The sequence below is a fragment of the Natrinema versiforme genome (assembly GCF_005576615.1).
GTDB classification, from domain to species: domain Archaea; phylum Halobacteriota; class Halobacteria; order Halobacteriales; family Natrialbaceae; genus Natrinema; species Natrinema versiforme_A.
This window is the reverse complement of the sequence record NZ_CP040330.1, coordinates 907817-924097: the sequence shown is the minus strand read 5'-3', so window position 1 is coordinate 924097 and position 16281 is coordinate 907817. Positions and strand designations below refer to the sequence as shown.

Sequence of the window (16281 nt, the reverse complement as noted above, 5' to 3'; positions counted from 1 at the left end):
GATCACTTCAGTGGGACGAACTTCGACGATCGGGTCGCGCCGATACCGGCCTGACCGTGCTCGACGGAGGTCCGGGTGAGCCGGAACTCGCCGAGGTAGTGGCCGATCATTTCGGGTTCGACGCGAACGCGCTCGAACGCCTGTCCGTTGTAGACCTCGAAGGTCAGACCGACGAACTCCGGCAGGATCGGCATATCCCGCAGGTGCGTTCGAATCGGGTTGTTCGCCGTCTCCTCTTCGCCCTTGCCGCGGGCCTCCTCGAGAAGCTTCTCCTTCTCGACGGAGAGACCGCGCTGGATACTTCGCCGCTGTCGTGCGGGTAGCAGTTCCACAACCTCGTCGAGCTCCATATCCTGCAGCTCCTCGAGCGTGTGGCCGCGGTAGGTGAACTCACCTTCACGGCCGGTTCGGTACTCCTGACTCATTTGTTTCCACCTCGGCCGGTGCTTCGGGACGCGATGTCACCGACCTTCCGTCCCGGCGGGGCGTCCCGCGAGACGGACTTTGGCTTGCCGGGGTGCTGTCGGCCGCCGCCACCGAACGGGTGGTCGACGGCGTTCATCGCGACACCGCGGACGCGAGGCCACTTGGTGCCCCGAGCCTTCATCTTGTGATACTTGTTCCCTGCCTTGACCATCGGCTTCTCCGTTCGGCCACCGCCGGCGACGACGCCGATAGTGGCACGACACTGCGGATCGAGGCGCTTGACCTCGCCGCTGGGAAGCTGGATGACCGCCGCGTTGCGGTCGTGCGTGATCAGGTCAGCGTTGGTCCCCGAGGCTCGAGCGAATCGACCGCCGTCGCCCTGGTTGGCCTCGACGTTACAGACCGGCACTCCTTCGGGAATCTCCGCGAGCGGGAGCGTGTTGCCGGGCTTGATCTCAGCGCTGACACCGACCTGCAGCTCCTCGCCGACGGTGATGCCTTCCGGCGCGAGGATCAGTCGCTGATCCCCGTCTTCGAACTCGACGGCGGCGATCGGCGCGGATCGGGCCGGGTCGTGTTCGATGTCGACGACCGTCCCGCGGACGATGTCGTCTTCTTCCTCGTTCTTGTGTTCGAGCTCCGCCTTGTAGCGGTGGGACGGGGCACGGAACGTGGAGGTACCGCGACCGCGTCGTTGTCCTTGAATGCGTCGTCCCATTCTCAGAACACCCCGATTCGCGAAGCGACTTCCTGTGCGTCGTCGTCCTCAGAGAGTCGGACGATCGCTTTCTTTTTGCCGTTCATCGTTACCTGCGTGTTGATGTTCTCGACCGAGATCTCGAACCGCTCCTCGACCTCGTCCCGGATCTCCGGCTTGGAGGCGTCCGGGTTGACGACGAACTGGAGCTTGTTCTCGAAGTCCATGTCGTTCATCGCCTTCTCGGTCACGAGCGGGTGTTCGATGGCCGAGCTCATCGGTCGGCCACCTCCTCGAGTGCACTCTCGGTCCAGACGGTCAGCCGTCCCGGCTGTGCGCCGGGCGCGAGATCCTCCGCGTTGACCTCTGCGGCGGTCGTCACGTCGGCACCGGCGAGGTTCCGAGCCGCTCGCGACGGGCCGGTCTCGCTCGAGGTGACGAAAAGGATCGACGTCGGCGTCTTGTACTTCCGGCCGCGGGCTTTCCCTTGACCGGAGCGGACGCTCCGACCCTCGTCGGCGCGTTCGATGTCGTCCGCGAGGCCGGCTACCTCGAGGAAGTCGACGACCTCACGGGTCTTGTGGAGATCCTCGAACTCGTCGTCGACGACGACGGGAGTCTCGACGTCCTCGTCGAACTCGTGACCGCGCTCGGCGACGAGTTCGGCGTCGGTCGTCGCAGCGATGGCGCTGCGGACGGCCAGTTTCTTTGCTTTCGTGTTGATCGATTCGGACTGGTCCTTCTCGGCTTTCGGCGGGTGTGCCTTTCGTCCCTTGACGGCCTGGGGGACGCGGCGTGCGCGACCCTCCTGTCGTGGGACGTGGGCCATACCGCGGCCGCTGCCGAACGATTCGGCCGGCGTTCGAAGGCCGGCGAACTCGTCGGAGCCGTAGTCCTGTTTTCGGTTTGCCTGCGCGGCGCGCACGGCGCGGCCGATCAAGTCCGGGCGGTAGTTGGTCTCGAAGACCGCCGGGAGCTCGACCGTGCCCGCGTCCGAGCCGTCCAGGTTTCGTACTGTTGCGTCCATGTGTTATCCCTGGTTGGATGCGGTGGAGACGTAGCGCACCTCGGGATCGAGGCGCGGCTGGTCTCCGGGTCGGATCGCCGGACGGAAGCGCACGAGGCGCTGTTGCGGTCCGGGGAGCGAGCCCTTGATCAGCGCGTGCGGTCCGTCGACTTCGCCGTAGTTGACGAAGCCGCCGTCGACCGTCGCGTCTGCGCCGTCGCCGATGTCGACGAGGCGCTTGTTCAGTTCCGTCCGCTGGTGGTAGCCCATCTGGCCCTGCTGGGGAACCGTCGACCGAACGCGGGACGGGTTCCACGGGCCGAGGTTACCGATGCGGCGGCGCCAGCCCTGCCGGGCGTGCTTGCCCTTGCGTTTCTGGACGCCCCATCGCTTGACGGGACCCTGGGTCCCTTTCCCTTTCGTGACGCCGCTCGCGTCGACGTACTCGCCGGCGCGGAAGACGTCGTTCATGACGTGTTCGCCACCGTCTGCGACGGTCTCGAGGGCGAACTCGACGCGGTCGTCGACGGAGCCGCCGCCGACGCGCGTTTCCATCACGTCCGGTTTCTTCTTGGGCACCGAGGGAACGTCCCCCGGGACCGTGTGGGTGATGACGCGGACGTCGTCGACGCGACCCTCCTCGAGGAGGCCCCGAAGCTCGTCTTCGGAGGCGTCGGTGTCGTAGTCGTCACCGGGAAGGTCGAGAACGCGATCGAGTTCGGGAACGAACTCGTCGGTCCAGACCTCGGTTATCGGCTTCATACCGTACGGCGTGTCTTCGTATGCTCGCAGTGCGACGGCGCGCATCGGCGGCGTCTCCACGATCGTCACGGGGACGGTCTCTTCCATCCCTTCGGTCGGCGAGTTCGCTTTATCGTCGACCATGACGACGTGGGTCATGCCGGCCTTGTAGCCCGCGAAGCCCTGGAGCGTCGGCTGTCCGTCAGTGTCCGGCCACGAGTTAAAGCGTGGGACCTCGCTGGTCGCACGCTTTCGTGGGCCGAACCCGAGTGAGCCTTTGCGTGGTGTATTTGCTTGTGGCATTCTATCACTCTCTCAGTGAGAGGGGAGCAAGCGTCGCGAACAGAGCCTCCTCCGTTCGAACGACCTCGCTTCCCTGATCCGGAACCGTGTTTAGCCAGAGGTCGAACCCCGGATCGGCAGTGGGTTCGACTCCGTTATCGGCCGCGTCGTCTTGTCCGGACGACGCTTCGATGGCCGATTCCTCGATTCCGAGGATAGCCGGCAGCCCTCTCTCGGGCGCGCCGAAGGCGACGGTCATCCCGTCGCGCTTGGTGCGTCCGGCCAGCGTCTCGAGCCGCCCGACGGTGAGTTCTGCACCGAATCGGGAGGCTGCGATGCGAACGCCGGCGTCCTCACGGCCGAGTGCTGCCTGCAGGTCCGTCTGCTCGATCGAAAGCCCCGGAAGGGGTTCATCGACGAGCTTCGCCCGGACCGGTCGTCGCGAAGAGATCCTGATGGTCACGCGCTCCCCCTCCTCGACCGCCATTTTCGGCGGTACGTTGAGGGAGATCGGGTGTTGCAGTCCGCAATTGACCCGGACGCGCCCTTCAGGTCCGACCTCGGTCACGATTCCTTGTCTTGACGACCCCGAACCGGTAGATTCGGAGCCGGTCTGTGACATGGCGCGGAGCGGCGGCAAGACGCCCGCGTACTCCAGTTCGTCCCGCATCCCCCATGCCTCGTTGCGGAGGTAGGGGGGCGTTGCGGCGTATCGCAGTACGGTGCTTACGAACCCGCCGTCGAACTGCCCGGTTTCCCCATCCCGATCGGGATAGACGACCAGGCGATCAGCACGGAAGATCGTCGCCGCGCGGGCGACGTATCCGAGTTTGCGAGTTGCCTCGCGTTTGTCCTCGGCTTCTCGGCTGAGCGACGACGGCACGAGTACGCTGACAGTCATGCCGAAACGCTTCGGCGCCGCGTCACTAGACTGTAGCGATGTATTGCGGAGAGGGTCTTAAAAGAATAGCGGATTCGATTCCGGCTGTCAACGGCTCACACCCACGAATTCGTGCCGAACGGACACACACTCACTCGCGATAACTAGTCCCATTCGATCCGCAGCGGAGTCGGAGAAAATTGCTGCAAGACGGGCCGACTCGGCGGTCGATAGCTCGAGAATCGCCATGCGTGGGCATGCCGATGCTGAACCGATTCGCAACCCTTATACATCCATCCGGCAGTAGGTATGAGTGCAACAGGGCGCTGGTAGTGTAGTGGTATCACGTGACCTTGCCATGGTCACAACCTGGGTTCAAATCCCAGCCAGCGCATTTCTGTCGCGAACAACTCCGTGAGCGACAGGAATCGGTCTGGATTTGAACGAGAGAAGTCGCAGCCTGCGAGCGAACGACGTGAGCGAGCAGGACCGTCTTCGCGTTGTTCAAATCCCAGCCAGCGCATTTTTCGATACTCAATAACAACGAGCGGAGCGAGAAGTCCGAGTGTTGGAAAATCATCCAGGGATTTGTATCAGACTGAGGTTCTGCGACCGCAGTGAGCAGGTTCTCAGGCGTTGTTCAAATCCCAGCCAGCGCGTTTCTCGAGCCTCGAGTCTTCACTCGCGCCACGAAATGGTTCCAGAGCTGACGATACCGTAGCGGATCGCCCGCCGAAACCCGGAATGAGATGGATTTCCAACCATTTGCCATCGGTTCGTTATGTATAAATAGATGAGGGGCAACCGTCTATTTGCACTCGAGAACGAGTGGCGGTCGAACGCGCTGGTAGTGTAGTGGTATCACGTGACCTTGCCATGGTCACAACCTGGGTTCAAATCCCAGCCAGCGCATTTCTGTCGCGAACAACTCCGTGAGCGACAGGAATCGGTCTGGATTTGACGAGAGAAGTCGCAGCCTGCGAGCGAACGACGTGAGCGAGCGGGACTGTCTTCGCGTTGTCCAAATCCCAGCCGGCGCTTCTCTGAATCCAATCCTACGAGCGCCCCCAATAGTGTGTTGCGCGTACGTGCCGATTACAACGGCACGGAGGCACCCCTAACAATTCATCTCATCGACTCGCTTGTTTACTCGAGTTAATCGATCGTGACGGTCTTGGGTTCGGTATCCGTCTGTCCGCCCTCCTCGGCGAGGTCCTCGAGGGCGAGTCGGAGGTTCCACTTGTTCGACTTCCAGAAGGCGTCGAAGACCACACCGAGGACGGGGACGGAGCCGCCCAACGTGTCGACGCCGATGTTCGCGAGCATGCGGAGCAGCGTCGACTGGGAGACATCCATGCGGGCGGCTTCGGCGACGATGTACAGCGAGACGACTGCTGTGGCGGTGTCGCCGGCTCCCGGGAGGATGCCGACGATCGGATCGATCCCGAACTGGAAATCGGTCCCCGGAAGTCGGATCCCTTCGTCGAGGGCGTTGGCGACCGTCTGCATGCGCTCGAGCGCCGCCTCGTCGACGGTCGCCGGAAGGTCGTCCTCGAATCGCTCGAGTTCCGAGCTGATGTCGTTGGAAGAGTCAGGTGCCATACGTGTGCCGAGGACGCGTGCGTGGATAAGGCACCGGGCGGCCGTAGCAAGCGGCGGGCCGTGTGATCTGGTCCCGTTGTCGCCCCGAACTCGAGACAATCGAGAGCAGGAGCCACGAACGTGAGCGGCGGTCGAACTGAGCGGTGGCAATCACCGATTGACGAAGTCAAAGTCCGTGTTGTCGTGACTGTGTGCGGCCAACGGGTGGCACCGACCCGGGAATGCCCTTCGGAACAGGGATTTCACATTCGATACTCATACGATAGACTAGTTCACGTATGACTACTGTTTTCGGCGACGAGTGGCTTTTATACCGTGAGTAACTACAGTCTAACACACGATTGAACGATCAGATTTAGCAATGCAGACCGAACTCTCACCCGCAGACGGCACGGACGATCTCCAGTACGACCAACCAAACGACCGCTACGTCTTCCGCCACGACCCCGACGGCACCGCGACGATCACGACGACGATCGTCCACGCGCTCGCGTCGATCGCGGACACCGACGTTTCACAGGGGGAGTTCTCCCTCTACGATAGCGTCGACCCGGACGCGCTCGATCGCATCTTCAGCAAAAAGGCCGACGGCACCGAGCGAACGGGCGGCCACATCGCCTTCACGGCCCTCGAGCACGAGGTGTACGTCTACGCGAACGGGGACGTCATCATCTACCCGCCCGCGGAGGCGCCCCGAACGCCGACGACGAACTGACCATCCTCGGTCACAGCCTCCTCGCAGTCGGCACTGATCGTTTTTCACGGACCCGACGACCGCTCCGCGAGCGTCGCGGCCGTTCGGGGCCCTCGAGGTGTTCGTCGGCACTGGGGAGACGTCCACATGACACCTCTTTAGGTCCCCGCTGCCGTTAGTGATCCGTATGACGGTAGTCGCACTACTGAGCGTCGCACCGGTAATCGAGGACAGCATGGCCGACGAAGTCGCGAACGCGGTCGACGCGCTCGAGGAGTACGACGTTACCTACGAGACGAACCCGATGGGGACGGTGATCGAGGCCGAGACGACGGATGAACTCTTTTCGGCCGCACAGGCGGCTCACGATGCCGTCGACGCCGACCGCGTGAGTACGGTGCTGAAAATCGACGATAAACGGACTCGAGACGTCGACGCGTCGGAGAAGGTCGAGGCCGTCGAAGAGCACCTCGGTCGGCCGGCGACGAATCGCGAGGGGTAGTGAACGATCTCGACGGGCGACTACGCGACGGTGGACAGCTATCGCCCGAACCGGGCAAGTATCCGATCGATTCCCATCGTCGGTCCGTTCTCGCCGCGAAAAAACCGCGATCGTCGTTATTGGCCGGGGACCTGCGGGTCCGTCGATCCGGTTTCCGGTCCAACGGTCGACTGAAGCGCGTACAGCCCCAGCGCGGCCACGAGGGACCCCGCTTGGAGCAGCAGGCTCGGATGGACCATAGCCGCGACGCCGAGCACGAAGAACCCAATCCGCGCGCCGGCGGTGGTCGGGCGACCGTACGGCGCTCGAGGGAGCCGCGGCGGCACGAGCGGATCGGGGGATCGACGAGGTGCGAGTCGAGCACGACGAGACGAGCGTCGACGCGGCGTCGGTTTCGGGGACGATCGAGGACGCGGGCGACACCGTCGAGGTTCGAGGCTGCCCTCGTCAGACACCGGTCAGACACGAACGGACAAACGGTTTTACCACGGAGGGTGAACCCGGTCGCATGGAAAGTCTCAATCGAATGGCGATCGAGCTGGTCGACGAGGCCCTCGATTACGCTGAGGAGTTGAACATCGGGGGCTACGACCTCGAGAACGAATCGACGGTACTCGACTTCGGGCTCGAGTTCGACGGCGGGATCGAGGCCGGGCTCTTGCTGACGGAGATCCAGACGGCCGGGATGGCGACGCCGAGCTACGAGCTGGGTGAACTCGGCGACGCGTCGATTCCGTACGTCGAACTGTCGACGGATCAGCCGGCCCTCTCGCTGCTGTGTTCCCAGAAGGCGGGCTGGGAAGTGATGACGGAAGACTTCGAAGGGCTCGGCAGCGGGCCCGCACGTGCGCTGGTGGCAGAAGAGGACGAGTTCCGCCGCATCGGCTACACCGACGCCTTCGATCTGACGGCGTTGGCCGTCGAGACCGAGATGGACCCGACCGAATCCGTGGCCGAACACGTCGCCGACCGCGCCGAGGTCGAGACGAGTAGCGTCTTCCTGCTGGCCTATCCGACCGCGAGCATCGCCGGGAGTATTACGAACGCGGCTCGAGCCGCCGAACTCGCGACCTTCCGGCTCTCGGAACTGGGCTACGATCCCCTCGACATCGTCTCGGCGACGGGCCGCGCACCGGTCGCGCCCGTCGCGGGCGACGAGCGGACGGCGATCGCCCGCACCAACGACGCGATCGCCTACGGCGGGCGCGCACACCTCACCGTTCGTGAGGACGCCGATATCTTCGATTCGGTGCCGTCGACCGCCGCCGAGGACCACGGCCGGCCGTTCGGCGAGGTCTTCGACGACCTCGACTGGGACTTCGCGGAGGTGCCGTCGGACCTCTTTGCACCCGCGGCGGTGACGATCGACGTGATCGGCGGGCCGACCTACGTGCACGGCGAAACGGACGAGGAACTGCTCGTCGACTCCTTCGAGCTGTAATCGTGCGGTTCAAGCCGGTTCCCGAACCGCCCGCCGACCTCGCGCTCCTCGCGACGGTCCGGCGAACCCTCCCCACCGACGCCGGCGATATCGACGATTGCTGTCGGCTCCTCATCGACGAAACGCCCCTCGAGACCCGGGACGAGGCGGCAACGTGGCTCACCTTCTTGCGCGCGCTCGAGCTCGCGGCCGAGGAGCCGGCGGGCTTTCGTCACCGCGGTCCGGCCTCGGGCGGCGACGCGGACTCACCGGTCCTCGAGCGGGATCGAATCGGTCGGGCGTTTCGAGACCGCGTCTACGGAGCCGACGCGGTTCTCGCCGCCCTCGAGCGCGCCGACGAGCCGCTGACCGCCGAGGCGGTCGCCGACGCGTTGGGCGACGACCGGTCGAACAGCGAGCGGCGCTCCCGCCCGAACAGCGTTTCGGAGGATCGAGTCGAGCGACTCCTCGAGTGGGCAGTACTGCTCGACGTAGCCGAGCGAGGCGAAAACGGGGAACGAGACGAAAGCAGATACCGATTTTCGCCCGCGCGCGAGAAAAAGTAAAACCGCTACTCGTCGGACAGCCGGCCGGGGGTCCACTCGCCGTCGAACTCCTGATGTGTAAACGGCGCGGCGTCCTCGCCGGCGTAGGTGGCGACGAGGTGGCCGTCGCCCTCGAGGTGGTACTTGTAGGTCGTCAGCCCCTCGAGCCCGACGGGGCCGCGGGCGTGGATCTTGCCCGTGCTGATGCCGACCTCGGCGCCGAGGCCGAACCGGTAGCCGTCGGCAAAGCGGGTCGACGCATTGTGGAAGACGCTCGCGGAGTCGAGGCTGCGCATGAACGCGCTCGCGCGGTCGGCGTCCTCGGTCACGATCGACTCGGTGTGTTTCGAGCCGTGGGTGGTGACGTGATCGATCGCCGCCTCGAGCGAGTCGACGACGCGGATCGAGACGATGAGGTCGCCGTACTCGGTGTCCCAGTCGGCGTCGGTCGCGGCTTCGACGTCGACGATGTCGCGCGCGGTCTCGTCGCCGCGGATCTCGACGTCGGCGGTTTCGTAGCGGTCGGCGATCGCCGGCAGGAACGTCTCGGCGACATCCTCGTGGACCAGCAGGGTCTCGACGGCGTTACAGACCGCCGGATACTGGACCTTGGCGTCGTAGGCGATGTCCTCGGCCATGGAGAGATCCGCCTCGTCGTCGACGTAGACGTGGCAGATCCCCTCCGTGTGGCCGAGCACCGGGATGCTCGTGTTGTCCTGAATGTAGCTCACGAACGCGGAGCTGCCGCGGGGCATGAGGAGGTCGATCGCGTCGTCCATCTCGAGCAAGGCGTCGACGTCCTCGCGAGCCTCGATGTGCTGGGCCCAACCGTCCGGGATTCCGGCGTCGGCCGCGGCGTCCTCGATGATCTCGAAGAGGATGCGGTTCGAGTGCAGCGCCTCGCTACCGCCTTTCAGGATGACCGCATTGCCGGATTTCAGGCCGAGCGCGGCGATCTGGACGAGCGCGTCGGGCCGGGACTCGAAGACCGTTCCGACGACGCCGATCGGGACGGCGACCTTGTAGAGTTCGAGGTCCTCGTCGAGCTCTCTGGCCGAGAGCGTCTTGCCGAGCGGGTCGTCCTGTTCGGCGACGCTGCGGACCATCTCGGCGATGTCCTCGATCTTCGACTCGGAGAGTTTGAGCCGGTCGACCAGCGCCTGCGTGTACTCGCCGTCCTCGAGCAGTCGCTCGCCTTCCTCGACGTCCGTCTCGTTCTCCGCGAGGATCTCGTCCGTGCGGGCTTCGATCGCGTCGGCGATCTCGTGGAGGGCCGCGCTCCGCTCCTCGTCTCCCAGTTTCGCGAGCGCTAAGGCCGCGGTCTGTGCCTCGTCGACGTCCCGTTCGATGTCGGTCTCAGTCATCGCTCCCACCGTTGATGGGGAGGAATATGGTCCCCACGGGCTTGGCAGTAGCGATCTTCTCGAGCACGTCGGGTTCCGTCGACTTCGCGATGTAGGCCGGGATGCCGTGCTCGCTGACATCGCGTGCGCCCTCGACTTTCGTCTGGATGCCGCCGAACCCGTCGGACGTGCTCTCGGAGATGATTTCTTGGACCTCGTCGTAGTTCGCCCCGACCGCCTCGATGCGCTCGGCGTCGTCGTCTTCTTTCGGGTTGCCGGTGTAGACACCGCCGACATCGGTCAGCGTGACCAGCAGGTCGGCGTCGACGCCCATCGTCGTCGCCGCCGAGAGCATGTCGTTGTCGCCGATCCGGATCTCCTCGGTCGCGACGGCGTCGTTCTCGTTGATGATCGGGACGACGCCCCAGTCGAGCAGCGTCTCGATCGTGTTCCGGAGGTTCGTGAATCGTTCCGGGTTCTCGAGGTCGTGCTGGGTCAGGAGGAGTTGGGCGACCTTCCGGTCGTACCGGTCGAAGCTCTCGGTGTAGCGGTGCATGAGGAGGCTCTGGCCGACGGTCGACAGTGCCTGGGACTCCTCGACGGTGCCACTCGACTGTTCGATCCGGCCCGTTCCGGCCCCGATCGAGCCCGAGGAGACGAGGATGACTTCCTTGTCGCGGGAGAGCAGGTCCTCGATGTCGTCGACCAGTTTGTCGAGTTTCCCGTCGTCGAGGTTGGAGTCCTCGTCGGTCAGGGAGTTCGTCCCGGCCTTGACGATCACGCGGTCGGCGTCGGCCGCCAACTGCCGCGTCTCCGCGACGGCGGCGTCCGTGAGTCCCTTACTCATCGTCCTCACTGCCGAATTCGGCCGCGAGTTCTCCCGAGCGCTCTTCGGCCGCCGCAACCGCCGCGGCGACGTCCGCATCGGCGTCGCTGTCCCAGAGGACCTCCATCCCCTCGATGGTCGTCCCGTTGGGCGAGCAGACGGCGTCGATCAGTTCGTCGACGCTCTGCTCCGAGCGGAGGACGGTCTCGGCGGCCCCCTTGAACGTCTGTGCGGCCAGCGTCTCGGCGTCCCCCTCCTCGAGGCCGCCCTCGACGCCCGCGTCGGCCATCGCCCGAATGAGATAGAAGACGAAGGCCGGGCCGCTCCCGTTGACCGCGGTCGCGATGTCCATCTTCGCCTCGTCGATCTCGGCGAACTCGCCGACATCGTCGAGGAGTTCGCGCACCTCGTCGGTGACGCCGTCGGCGGTCACGGCCGCGGCCATATCCCCCGTCTCGGCCGCGAGGTTCGGCATGATCCGGACGACGTTCGCGTCGGTCCGCGCCTCGACGTAGTCCGTGGAGACGCCGGCGGCGATAGAGAGAAGGGTCTGTTCCGGCGAGAGATCGAGATCGTCGAGGACCGCGCCGACGATGTCCGGTTTCACCGCGACGATCACAACGTCCGCGTCGGACGCCTCGGCGATGTCCGATGTCGTGTGGTCGACGTAATCCGCGACTGCCTCGAGTGCGTCGGGGTCGAGATCACACGCGGTCACCGTGTGGTTCCCCGATCGATGGAGGCCCTTGATCAGGGCGCTCCCCATGTTGCCACAACCGATAACGCTCGTCTGTACCATCTTATCTCACTCTGATGTGCCGAGGCGGACATACCAACTTTGGTTTCGATCGCGCCGCGGCGGTCGTCCGGAACCGCCTCAGTCGGCCGTTCGGTGGGGACTGGGCCTCGAGGACGGGAGAAGAGCGGGTTCGACTCGGCGAGAGTCGATCTACGAGTCCGTGGGTGCGGGGAGCGTGAAGTAAAAGATCGTCCCCTCGCCGGGTTCGGACTCGATCCAGATATCGCCGCCGTGGCGGTCGATGATCCGCTTGCACAGCGCCAGTCCGATGCCGCTCCCGTCGTGGTCGTCGGGCGTGTGGAGGCGCTGGAAGACCTCGAAGACGCGGTCGGCGTCGGACGGATCGATCCCGATGCCCTCGTCGCGAACCGAGAGCAGCCATTCCTCGCCGTCGCGCTCGGCGTCGATCGAGACACGGGGTGGCTCGTCACCGCTGTACTCGATGGCGTTGTCCAGCAGGTTCTGGAAGACCTGCCGCAACTGCTCGCTGTCGGCCTCGACGCGGGGCAGTGATGTCGCCGTGATCTCGGCGTCCCGCTCGTCGATCTTGACCTGGAGGTCGTCGCGGACGGCTGCGAGGACCGCGTCTACCTCGACGGGTTCGAAGGACTCCCCGCGAGTGTCGACCCGCGCGTACTCGAGCAAGCCCTCGATCATGGTTCGCATGCGGTCCGCGCCATCGACGGCGAATTCGATGAATTCGCGGCCGTCCTCGTCGAGTTCGTCGGCGTACCGCTGCTCGATCAGTTGCAGGTAACTCGAGACCATCCGCAGCGGTTCTTGGAGGTCGTGGGAGGCGGCGTAGGCGAACTGCTCGAGGCGTTCGTTGGACTCCTCGAGGCGCTGCTGGCGTTCCTTGCGGTCGGTGATGTCCCGGACGACGCCGACCTGCTTTCGCTCGCCGTCACCGGTCTCGAGCGTCGAGAGGGTCCCCTCCGTGGGAACGGTGTCGCCGTCGGCCGTCCGGATCGCCGCTTCCATGGTCGGATTGGTCTCGATCCCGTCGGACATCGCGTCCCGCATCGCTTCCGACTGTTCGATCGCGTCTTCGTCGACGACGAGGGAGGCGTGTTCGCCGATCAGGTCCTCGCGATCGTACCCGGTGAGCGACGCGTACGCGTCGTTGACCATCGTGAACCGCCCCGCTCGGTCTTTCACGTAGATGCCATCGTTGACCGTCTCGACGATCGTTTCGTACTCGGTCAGCTCTCGCTCGCGTTCCTTGCGGTCGGTGATGTCCTGAATCATCGCCATCCCGGCGACCACGTTGCCCTGATCGTCGGTGATGGGGACGACGTGTGCGACCCACTCCCGATCCTCGTAGGCGAACTCGACGGACCGATCCTCGCCCGCGAGCGCCCCACGGAACGCCGGCTCGAGTTCGTCGGCGGTGTCGTCGTCCCAGACCTTGCGGACGTGTCGTCCTTCGGCCGTCGCCGGATCGACCGAGAGATCCGCAAATCCCTGCCCGGCCACGAGGGTATAGACCAGTTCGTCGTCGAACAGCGTCACGGACCCGTTCGGGAAGTTCTCCGCGAGGGTTCGATACCGGCGTTCGGACTCCTCGAGTCGGCGCTCGTACTCGCGGCGTTCGGTGCTGTCCTGTGACATGCTCAAGGCGGCGAAGACGTCGCCGTCGTCGTCACGCACCGGGACGATATGGAACTGGTAGAACCCGCCGTCGAGTTCGATTTCGAAGGCGTCGGACTCGCCGTCGAGTGCGGCCTCGTAACGCGGGACGAGTTCGCCGGCCAGTTCCGACGGCACGGCCGTCGCCACTGACTGTCCCTCGAGGCTCTCGGTCGTGGTGTCGGTGTATGGAAAGCTCCCGCCGACGGTCTGATAGGTGAGGTCCTCGTCGACGAGGGCGACCACCCCGTTCGGGAAGTTGTCGACGAGGGTTCGGTAGCGGCGTTCGAGCGCCTCGAGTTCGTGTTCGTGCTGTTTTCGCGCCGTAACGTCGCGGCTCGAGACGATCAGTGACACCACGTCCCCGTCGTCGTTCGTGACCGGCCTGACGACCCCGTCGAGCGTGTACTGCAACCCGTCCAGCCGAGTGAGATCGACCTCGAACTCGACGTACTCGCCGGCCGCCGCGCGCTCGGTCCACTCCCTGACGGCCGACTGAGCCCCATCGCCCTCGTCCCACCACGGCGTCTCCCAGAACGGCTCGCCGGTCACGTCCGCGAGGTCGGTGTCGACGTACTCCATCGCCGTCCCGTTGACGTCGACGACCGTCCCGTCTGGCTCGAGCAGTCCCACGAGAATGTTCGGGTCCTCGAAGATCGCTTCGAAGCGGCGTTCGGTTCGCTCGAGTTCCCGCTCGCGTTCCTCGCGGTCGGTGGTGTTGGGCTTCCGGCGCTGTCGGCGATCGTTCTCCCGCCGCTCGGATTGGTCAGTCCCCCGCCGATCCCCGGACTGCCACCAGACTCGAGTCCCGTCGTGGATCTCCGTCGACTGTAGTTCACCGAGATCGGTGAGTTCACGCAGGTGGTGTCGTGCGGTCCGACGGGTACAGTCGAGTTCGGTAACGACTCCAGCAACCGTTATCGGCGTCGACGGCCGGTCCAATTGCCGAAAGATGTCCCGAATGCGTTCCCGAACGGCATCCGGAGTGGACCCTGAAGCTCCCATGACTCACGTGTGAGTATTATGCGCATAAACGCTTGTGTTCGGCTACTGCGCGGAGTGTGAACGCACGGCCTCGCAACCGCGGACTCAGTCCGCGGGGTGGACGTCCGTCACCGTCCCCACGCCCTTGCTGCGGCCCTCGCGGAAGACGAACTTCTGGCCCTCCTCGACGAGGTACGGACGGAACTTGAACCGGACGGAGGTCTTGCCGCTATCACCCGGCAGGAGGCGGCCGTTCTCCGGGTAGAAGGCCGCGGCCTCGCCGATCGTCTCGAGGTGGACGACCGGTTCGTACCCCTCGCCGATCCGGGTGGGGTGGTTGAGCACCATGACCTCGGCCTCGAACTCCCGGACGGGGTCGGGGTCGGCGTCGCGGGGCAGTAAGACCATCCCGCGCTCGATGGCGCTCTCCTTGATCCCCTTGAGCGCGATGCCGACGATCCGGCCCGCTTGGGCCTTGTCCACCCGGTGGTAGTGCATCTCGATCGAGCGGACCTCGACCTCCTGAAAGCGGCCGTCGGCCATCGGCCCGATCAGGAGTTCGTCGCCGGCCTCGACCTCGCCGGACATGACCGTCCCCGAGGCGACCGCGCCGACGCCGGTGACCGAGTAGCTGCGGTCGACGTACATCCGGAACTCGCCGGTGTCCTGGGATGTCTTCGGGAGCCGGTCGAACAACTCGTCCAGCGTCTCGAGGCCGTCCATCGTGATCGCGCTCGTTTCGACGATGGGGACGACCCGTTCGCTGATCTCCTCGATGGCGGCGTCGATGCCGTGGCGGCTGACCCGCAGCGGCGACTTGTCGACCTCGCGGAGGAGCCGTTCGACCTCGCGTTCGACCTCCTCGATGCGGTCGTCGTCGACGGTGTCGGTCTTCGTGATCGCGACGATCGTCGGGAGATCGGTCGCGAGTAAGACGCCGAGGTGTTCTCGCGTCGTCCGCGTCGGGCCGTCGTCGGCGGCGACGACGAGCAGGCCGTAGTCGAGTTTCTGCCCGACGAGGCCGCGGATCGTCGTCCGGAGCCACGGCTCGTGGCCGACGGTGTCGACGAAGGAGACGAGCCGGTCGGCCTCCTGGACGACGTCCGCGCGGTCGGCCTTGCGGTTCGGGTTGCGAACGCGGACCGGGCCCTCGTCGTCGAAGCCGTAGACGGCGTAGGACAGATCGGCGGAGAGCCCCCGCTCGACCTCGTGGGGCTGGACATCGAGGAACGCCCGCGTCGCGCCGTCCCCGTCGTCGGGCTTGCCCGTGACGAGCGACCCCACCAGCGTACTCTTGCCGTGGTCGACGTGGCCCGCCGTCCCGACGACGACGTGTTCGTCGTCCGTCTCGAGGACGCCGCCTTCCCGGACCTGTGCGACGCCGACGAGCCCGTCGTTGATACCCCACGTCTGGACGTCCTCGATGTGTGCGTCGGCCTCCTCGGCCAGCAGGGACAGCACGTCCATCGTCTCGGAGAAGGTATCGGGATCGATGCCGGCGAGGCCGCCGTCGTCGGTGACGCCGACGACGTACGTCGCCTCGCCGTCGCCCGAAAGGAGTCGGTGTCGGAGTTGTGCGGCCAGGCTCTCTCGCCGCCCACCCTCGAGGTGGACGTCTCGTGACAACCGTTCCTTGAACTCGACGTTGCCACCGTCCTGTTCGCCACGGTCCAGGGCTCGCTCAAGGAGAGCCCGGTCACGGCTCATACTCCCTGTTAGTCGAGCACACGGCAAAAGCCTTCCCGTGTATTGACAATGTATACCATAGTATAACTGCCGAATCGAAGAAAACTACGTCGCCGGCCGCTCTCTCGGCGCCGTGGCTGCGGATCGTTGCCGCGGTGTGCGCCCCGCGACCGCCACCGACCGGCGGCGACGAATCGGGCCGAACGTGCCGGGCTTGCT

17 protein-coding genes and 2 tRNA genes are annotated in these 16281 nt (G+C 65.2%); 6 read left to right on the top strand and 13 right to left on the bottom strand.

Annotation, left to right across the window (positions count from 1 at the left end; genetic code table 11):
* Positions 1-2: 2 nt before the first annotated feature.
* From FEJ81_RS04510 to FEJ81_RS04485, 6 genes are read right to left on the bottom strand one after another with little or no spacing between them, the layout of a single operon-like run.
* Positions 3-425, bottom strand: a complete 423-nt coding sequence (locus FEJ81_RS04510) for a 30S ribosomal protein S19 (protein WP_138244156.1) — start codon at positions 423-425, stop codon at positions 3-5.
* On the bottom strand, positions 422-1144 hold the full coding sequence (locus tag FEJ81_RS04505) for a 50S ribosomal protein L2 (RefSeq protein WP_138244155.1): 723 nt from the start codon (positions 1142-1144) through the stop codon (positions 422-424). The genes FEJ81_RS04510 and FEJ81_RS04505 overlap by 4 nt, the downstream gene beginning before the upstream one ends.
* Before the next feature lie 2 nt (positions 1145-1146).
* On the bottom strand, positions 1147-1401 hold the full coding sequence (locus FEJ81_RS04500) for a 50S ribosomal protein L23 (RefSeq protein WP_138244154.1): 255 nt from the start codon (positions 1399-1401) through the stop codon (positions 1147-1149).
* Positions 1398-2150, bottom strand: a complete 753-nt coding sequence (rpl4p, locus tag FEJ81_RS04495; protein ID WP_138244153.1) for a 50S ribosomal protein L4 — start codon at positions 2148-2150, stop codon at positions 1398-1400. The genes FEJ81_RS04500 and rpl4p overlap by 4 nt, the downstream gene beginning before the upstream one ends.
* Before the next feature lie 3 nt (positions 2151-2153).
* A complete protein-coding gene (locus tag FEJ81_RS04490; RefSeq protein ID WP_138244152.1) occupies positions 2154-3173 on the bottom strand; it encodes a 50S ribosomal protein L3 in 1020 nt (339 codons plus the stop codon).
* A gap of 4 nt (positions 3174-3177) precedes the next feature.
* The gene (locus FEJ81_RS04485) at positions 3178-4053 is read right to left on the bottom strand and encodes a putative RNA uridine N3 methyltransferase (protein WP_138244151.1); all 876 of its coding nucleotides are present in this window, start codon (positions 4051-4053) and stop codon (positions 3178-3180) included.
* A gap of 302 nt (positions 4054-4355) precedes the next feature.
* On the opposite strand from FEJ81_RS04485, the gene FEJ81_RS04480 reads away from it, so the two are divergent.
* Both FEJ81_RS04480 and FEJ81_RS04475 read left to right on the top strand, forming a co-directional pair.
* A tRNA-Gly gene (locus tag FEJ81_RS04480) sits at positions 4356-4426 on the top strand.
* 447 nt (positions 4427-4873) lie between these two features.
* Positions 4874-4944 (top strand) — tRNA-Gly (locus tag FEJ81_RS04475).
* Positions 4945-5187: 243 nt separating this feature from the next.
* Here FEJ81_RS04475 and FEJ81_RS04470 read toward each other — a convergent pair.
* Positions 5188-5634 (bottom strand): DUF4112 domain-containing protein, encoded by a 447-nt coding sequence (locus tag FEJ81_RS04470; RefSeq protein ID WP_138244150.1) that lies wholly within the window; start codon positions 5632-5634, stop codon positions 5188-5190.
* 361 nt (positions 5635-5995) lie between these two features.
* Between FEJ81_RS04470 and FEJ81_RS04465 the strand changes: the two genes are divergently transcribed.
* Both FEJ81_RS04465 and FEJ81_RS04460 read left to right on the top strand, forming a co-directional pair.
* Positions 5996-6349 carry a HalOD1 output domain-containing protein gene (locus FEJ81_RS04465; protein ID WP_138244149.1) on the top strand — a complete coding sequence of 118 codons (354 nt, stop codon included), beginning with the start codon at positions 5996-5998 and terminating at the stop codon, positions 6347-6349.
* 166 nt (positions 6350-6515) lie between these two features.
* Positions 6516-6830 (top strand): MTH1187 family thiamine-binding protein, encoded by a 315-nt coding sequence (locus tag FEJ81_RS04460; RefSeq protein WP_138244148.1) that lies wholly within the window; start codon positions 6516-6518, stop codon positions 6828-6830.
* Between the two features lie 116 nt (positions 6831-6946).
* Here FEJ81_RS04460 and FEJ81_RS24115 read toward each other — a convergent pair whose 3' ends face one another.
* Entirely contained in the window at positions 6947-7069 is a 123-nt protein-coding gene (locus FEJ81_RS24115) for a hypothetical protein (RefSeq protein WP_267877921.1), read from the bottom strand.
* 269 nt (positions 7070-7338) lie between these two features.
* Here FEJ81_RS24115 and mch point away from each other — a divergent pair, with 269 nt between their 5' ends.
* Together mch and FEJ81_RS04450 are read left to right on the top strand one after the other, a co-directional pair.
* A complete protein-coding gene (gene mch / locus FEJ81_RS04455) occupies positions 7339-8271 on the top strand; it encodes a methenyltetrahydromethanopterin cyclohydrolase (RefSeq protein ID WP_138244147.1) in 933 nt (310 codons plus the stop codon).
* Positions 8272-8273: 2 nt separating this feature from the next.
* Positions 8274-8816 carry a hypothetical protein gene (locus FEJ81_RS04450; protein ID WP_138244146.1) on the top strand — a complete coding sequence of 181 codons (543 nt, stop codon included), beginning with the start codon at positions 8274-8276 and terminating at the stop codon, positions 8814-8816.
* Positions 8817-8821: 5 nt separating this feature from the next.
* On the opposite strand, the gene FEJ81_RS04445 is transcribed toward FEJ81_RS04450, so the two are convergent.
* From FEJ81_RS04445 to FEJ81_RS04425, 5 genes are all read right to left on the bottom strand, one after another.
* Positions 8822-10159, bottom strand: a complete 1338-nt coding sequence (locus FEJ81_RS04445) for a glutamate-5-semialdehyde dehydrogenase (RefSeq protein WP_138244145.1) — start codon at positions 10157-10159, stop codon at positions 8822-8824.
* On the bottom strand, positions 10152-10985 hold the full coding sequence (gene proB, locus FEJ81_RS04440; RefSeq protein ID WP_138244144.1) for a glutamate 5-kinase: 834 nt from the start codon (positions 10983-10985) through the stop codon (positions 10152-10154). The genes FEJ81_RS04445 and proB overlap by 8 nt, the downstream gene beginning before the upstream one ends.
* Positions 10978-11763, bottom strand: a complete 786-nt coding sequence (gene proC, locus FEJ81_RS04435; protein ID WP_138244143.1) for a pyrroline-5-carboxylate reductase — start codon at positions 11761-11763, stop codon at positions 10978-10980. The genes proB and proC overlap by 8 nt, the downstream gene beginning before the upstream one ends.
* Positions 11764-11913: 150 nt before the next feature.
* The gene (locus FEJ81_RS04430) at positions 11914-14397 is read right to left on the bottom strand and encodes a PAS domain-containing sensor histidine kinase (RefSeq protein WP_138244142.1); all 2484 of its coding nucleotides are present in this window, start codon (positions 14395-14397) and stop codon (positions 11914-11916) included.
* A gap of 84 nt (positions 14398-14481) precedes the next feature.
* Positions 14482-16083 (bottom strand): GTPBP1 family GTP-binding protein, encoded by a 1602-nt coding sequence (locus FEJ81_RS04425; RefSeq protein ID WP_138244141.1) that lies wholly within the window; start codon positions 16081-16083, stop codon positions 14482-14484.
* Positions 16084-16281 lie beyond the last annotated feature (198 nt).

Coding starts and splice junctions, on each gene's coding strand:
- FEJ81_RS04510 (WP_138244156.1), bottom strand. CDS start 425: ATGAGTCAGGAGTACCGAACCGGCCGTGAAGGTGAGTTCACCTACCGC.
- FEJ81_RS04505 (WP_138244155.1), bottom strand. CDS start 1,144: ATGGGACGACGCATTCAAGGACAACGACGCGGTCGCGGTACCTCCACG.
- FEJ81_RS04500 (WP_138244154.1), bottom strand. CDS start 1,401: ATGAGCTCGGCCATCGAACACCCGCTCGTGACCGAGAAGGCGATGAAC.
- rpl4p (WP_138244153.1), bottom strand. CDS start 2,150: ATGGACGCAACAGTACGAAACCTGGACGGCTCGGACGCGGGCACGGTC.
- FEJ81_RS04490 (WP_138244152.1), bottom strand. CDS start 3,173: ATGCCACAAGCAAATACACCACGCAAAGGCTCACTCGGGTTCGGCCCA.
- FEJ81_RS04485 (WP_138244151.1), bottom strand. CDS start 4,053: ATGACTGTCAGCGTACTCGTGCCGTCGTCGCTCAGCCGAGAAGCCGAG.
- FEJ81_RS04470 (WP_138244150.1), bottom strand. CDS start 5,634: ATGGCACCTGACTCTTCCAACGACATCAGCTCGGAACTCGAGCGATTC.
- FEJ81_RS04465 (WP_138244149.1), top strand. CDS start 5,996: ATGCAGACCGAACTCTCACCCGCAGACGGCACGGACGATCTCCAGTAC.
- FEJ81_RS04460 (WP_138244148.1), top strand. CDS start 6,516: ATGACGGTAGTCGCACTACTGAGCGTCGCACCGGTAATCGAGGACAGC.
- FEJ81_RS24115 (WP_267877921.1), bottom strand. CDS start 7,069: ATGGTCCATCCGAGCCTGCTGCTCCAAGCGGGGTCCCTCGTGGCCGCG.
- mch (WP_138244147.1), top strand. CDS start 7,339: ATGGAAAGTCTCAATCGAATGGCGATCGAGCTGGTCGACGAGGCCCTC.
- FEJ81_RS04445 (WP_138244145.1), bottom strand. CDS start 10,159: ATGACTGAGACCGACATCGAACGGGACGTCGACGAGGCACAGACCGCG.
- proB (WP_138244144.1), bottom strand. CDS start 10,985: ATGAGTAAGGGACTCACGGACGCCGCCGTCGCGGAGACGCGGCAGTTG.
- proC (WP_138244143.1), bottom strand. CDS start 11,763: ATGGTACAGACGAGCGTTATCGGTTGTGGCAACATGGGGAGCGCCCTG.
- FEJ81_RS04430 (WP_138244142.1), bottom strand. CDS start 14,397: ATGGGAGCTTCAGGGTCCACTCCGGATGCCGTTCGGGAACGCATTCGG.
- FEJ81_RS04425 (WP_138244141.1), bottom strand. CDS start 16,083: ATGAGCCGTGACCGGGCTCTCCTTGAGCGAGCCCTGGACCGTGGCGAA.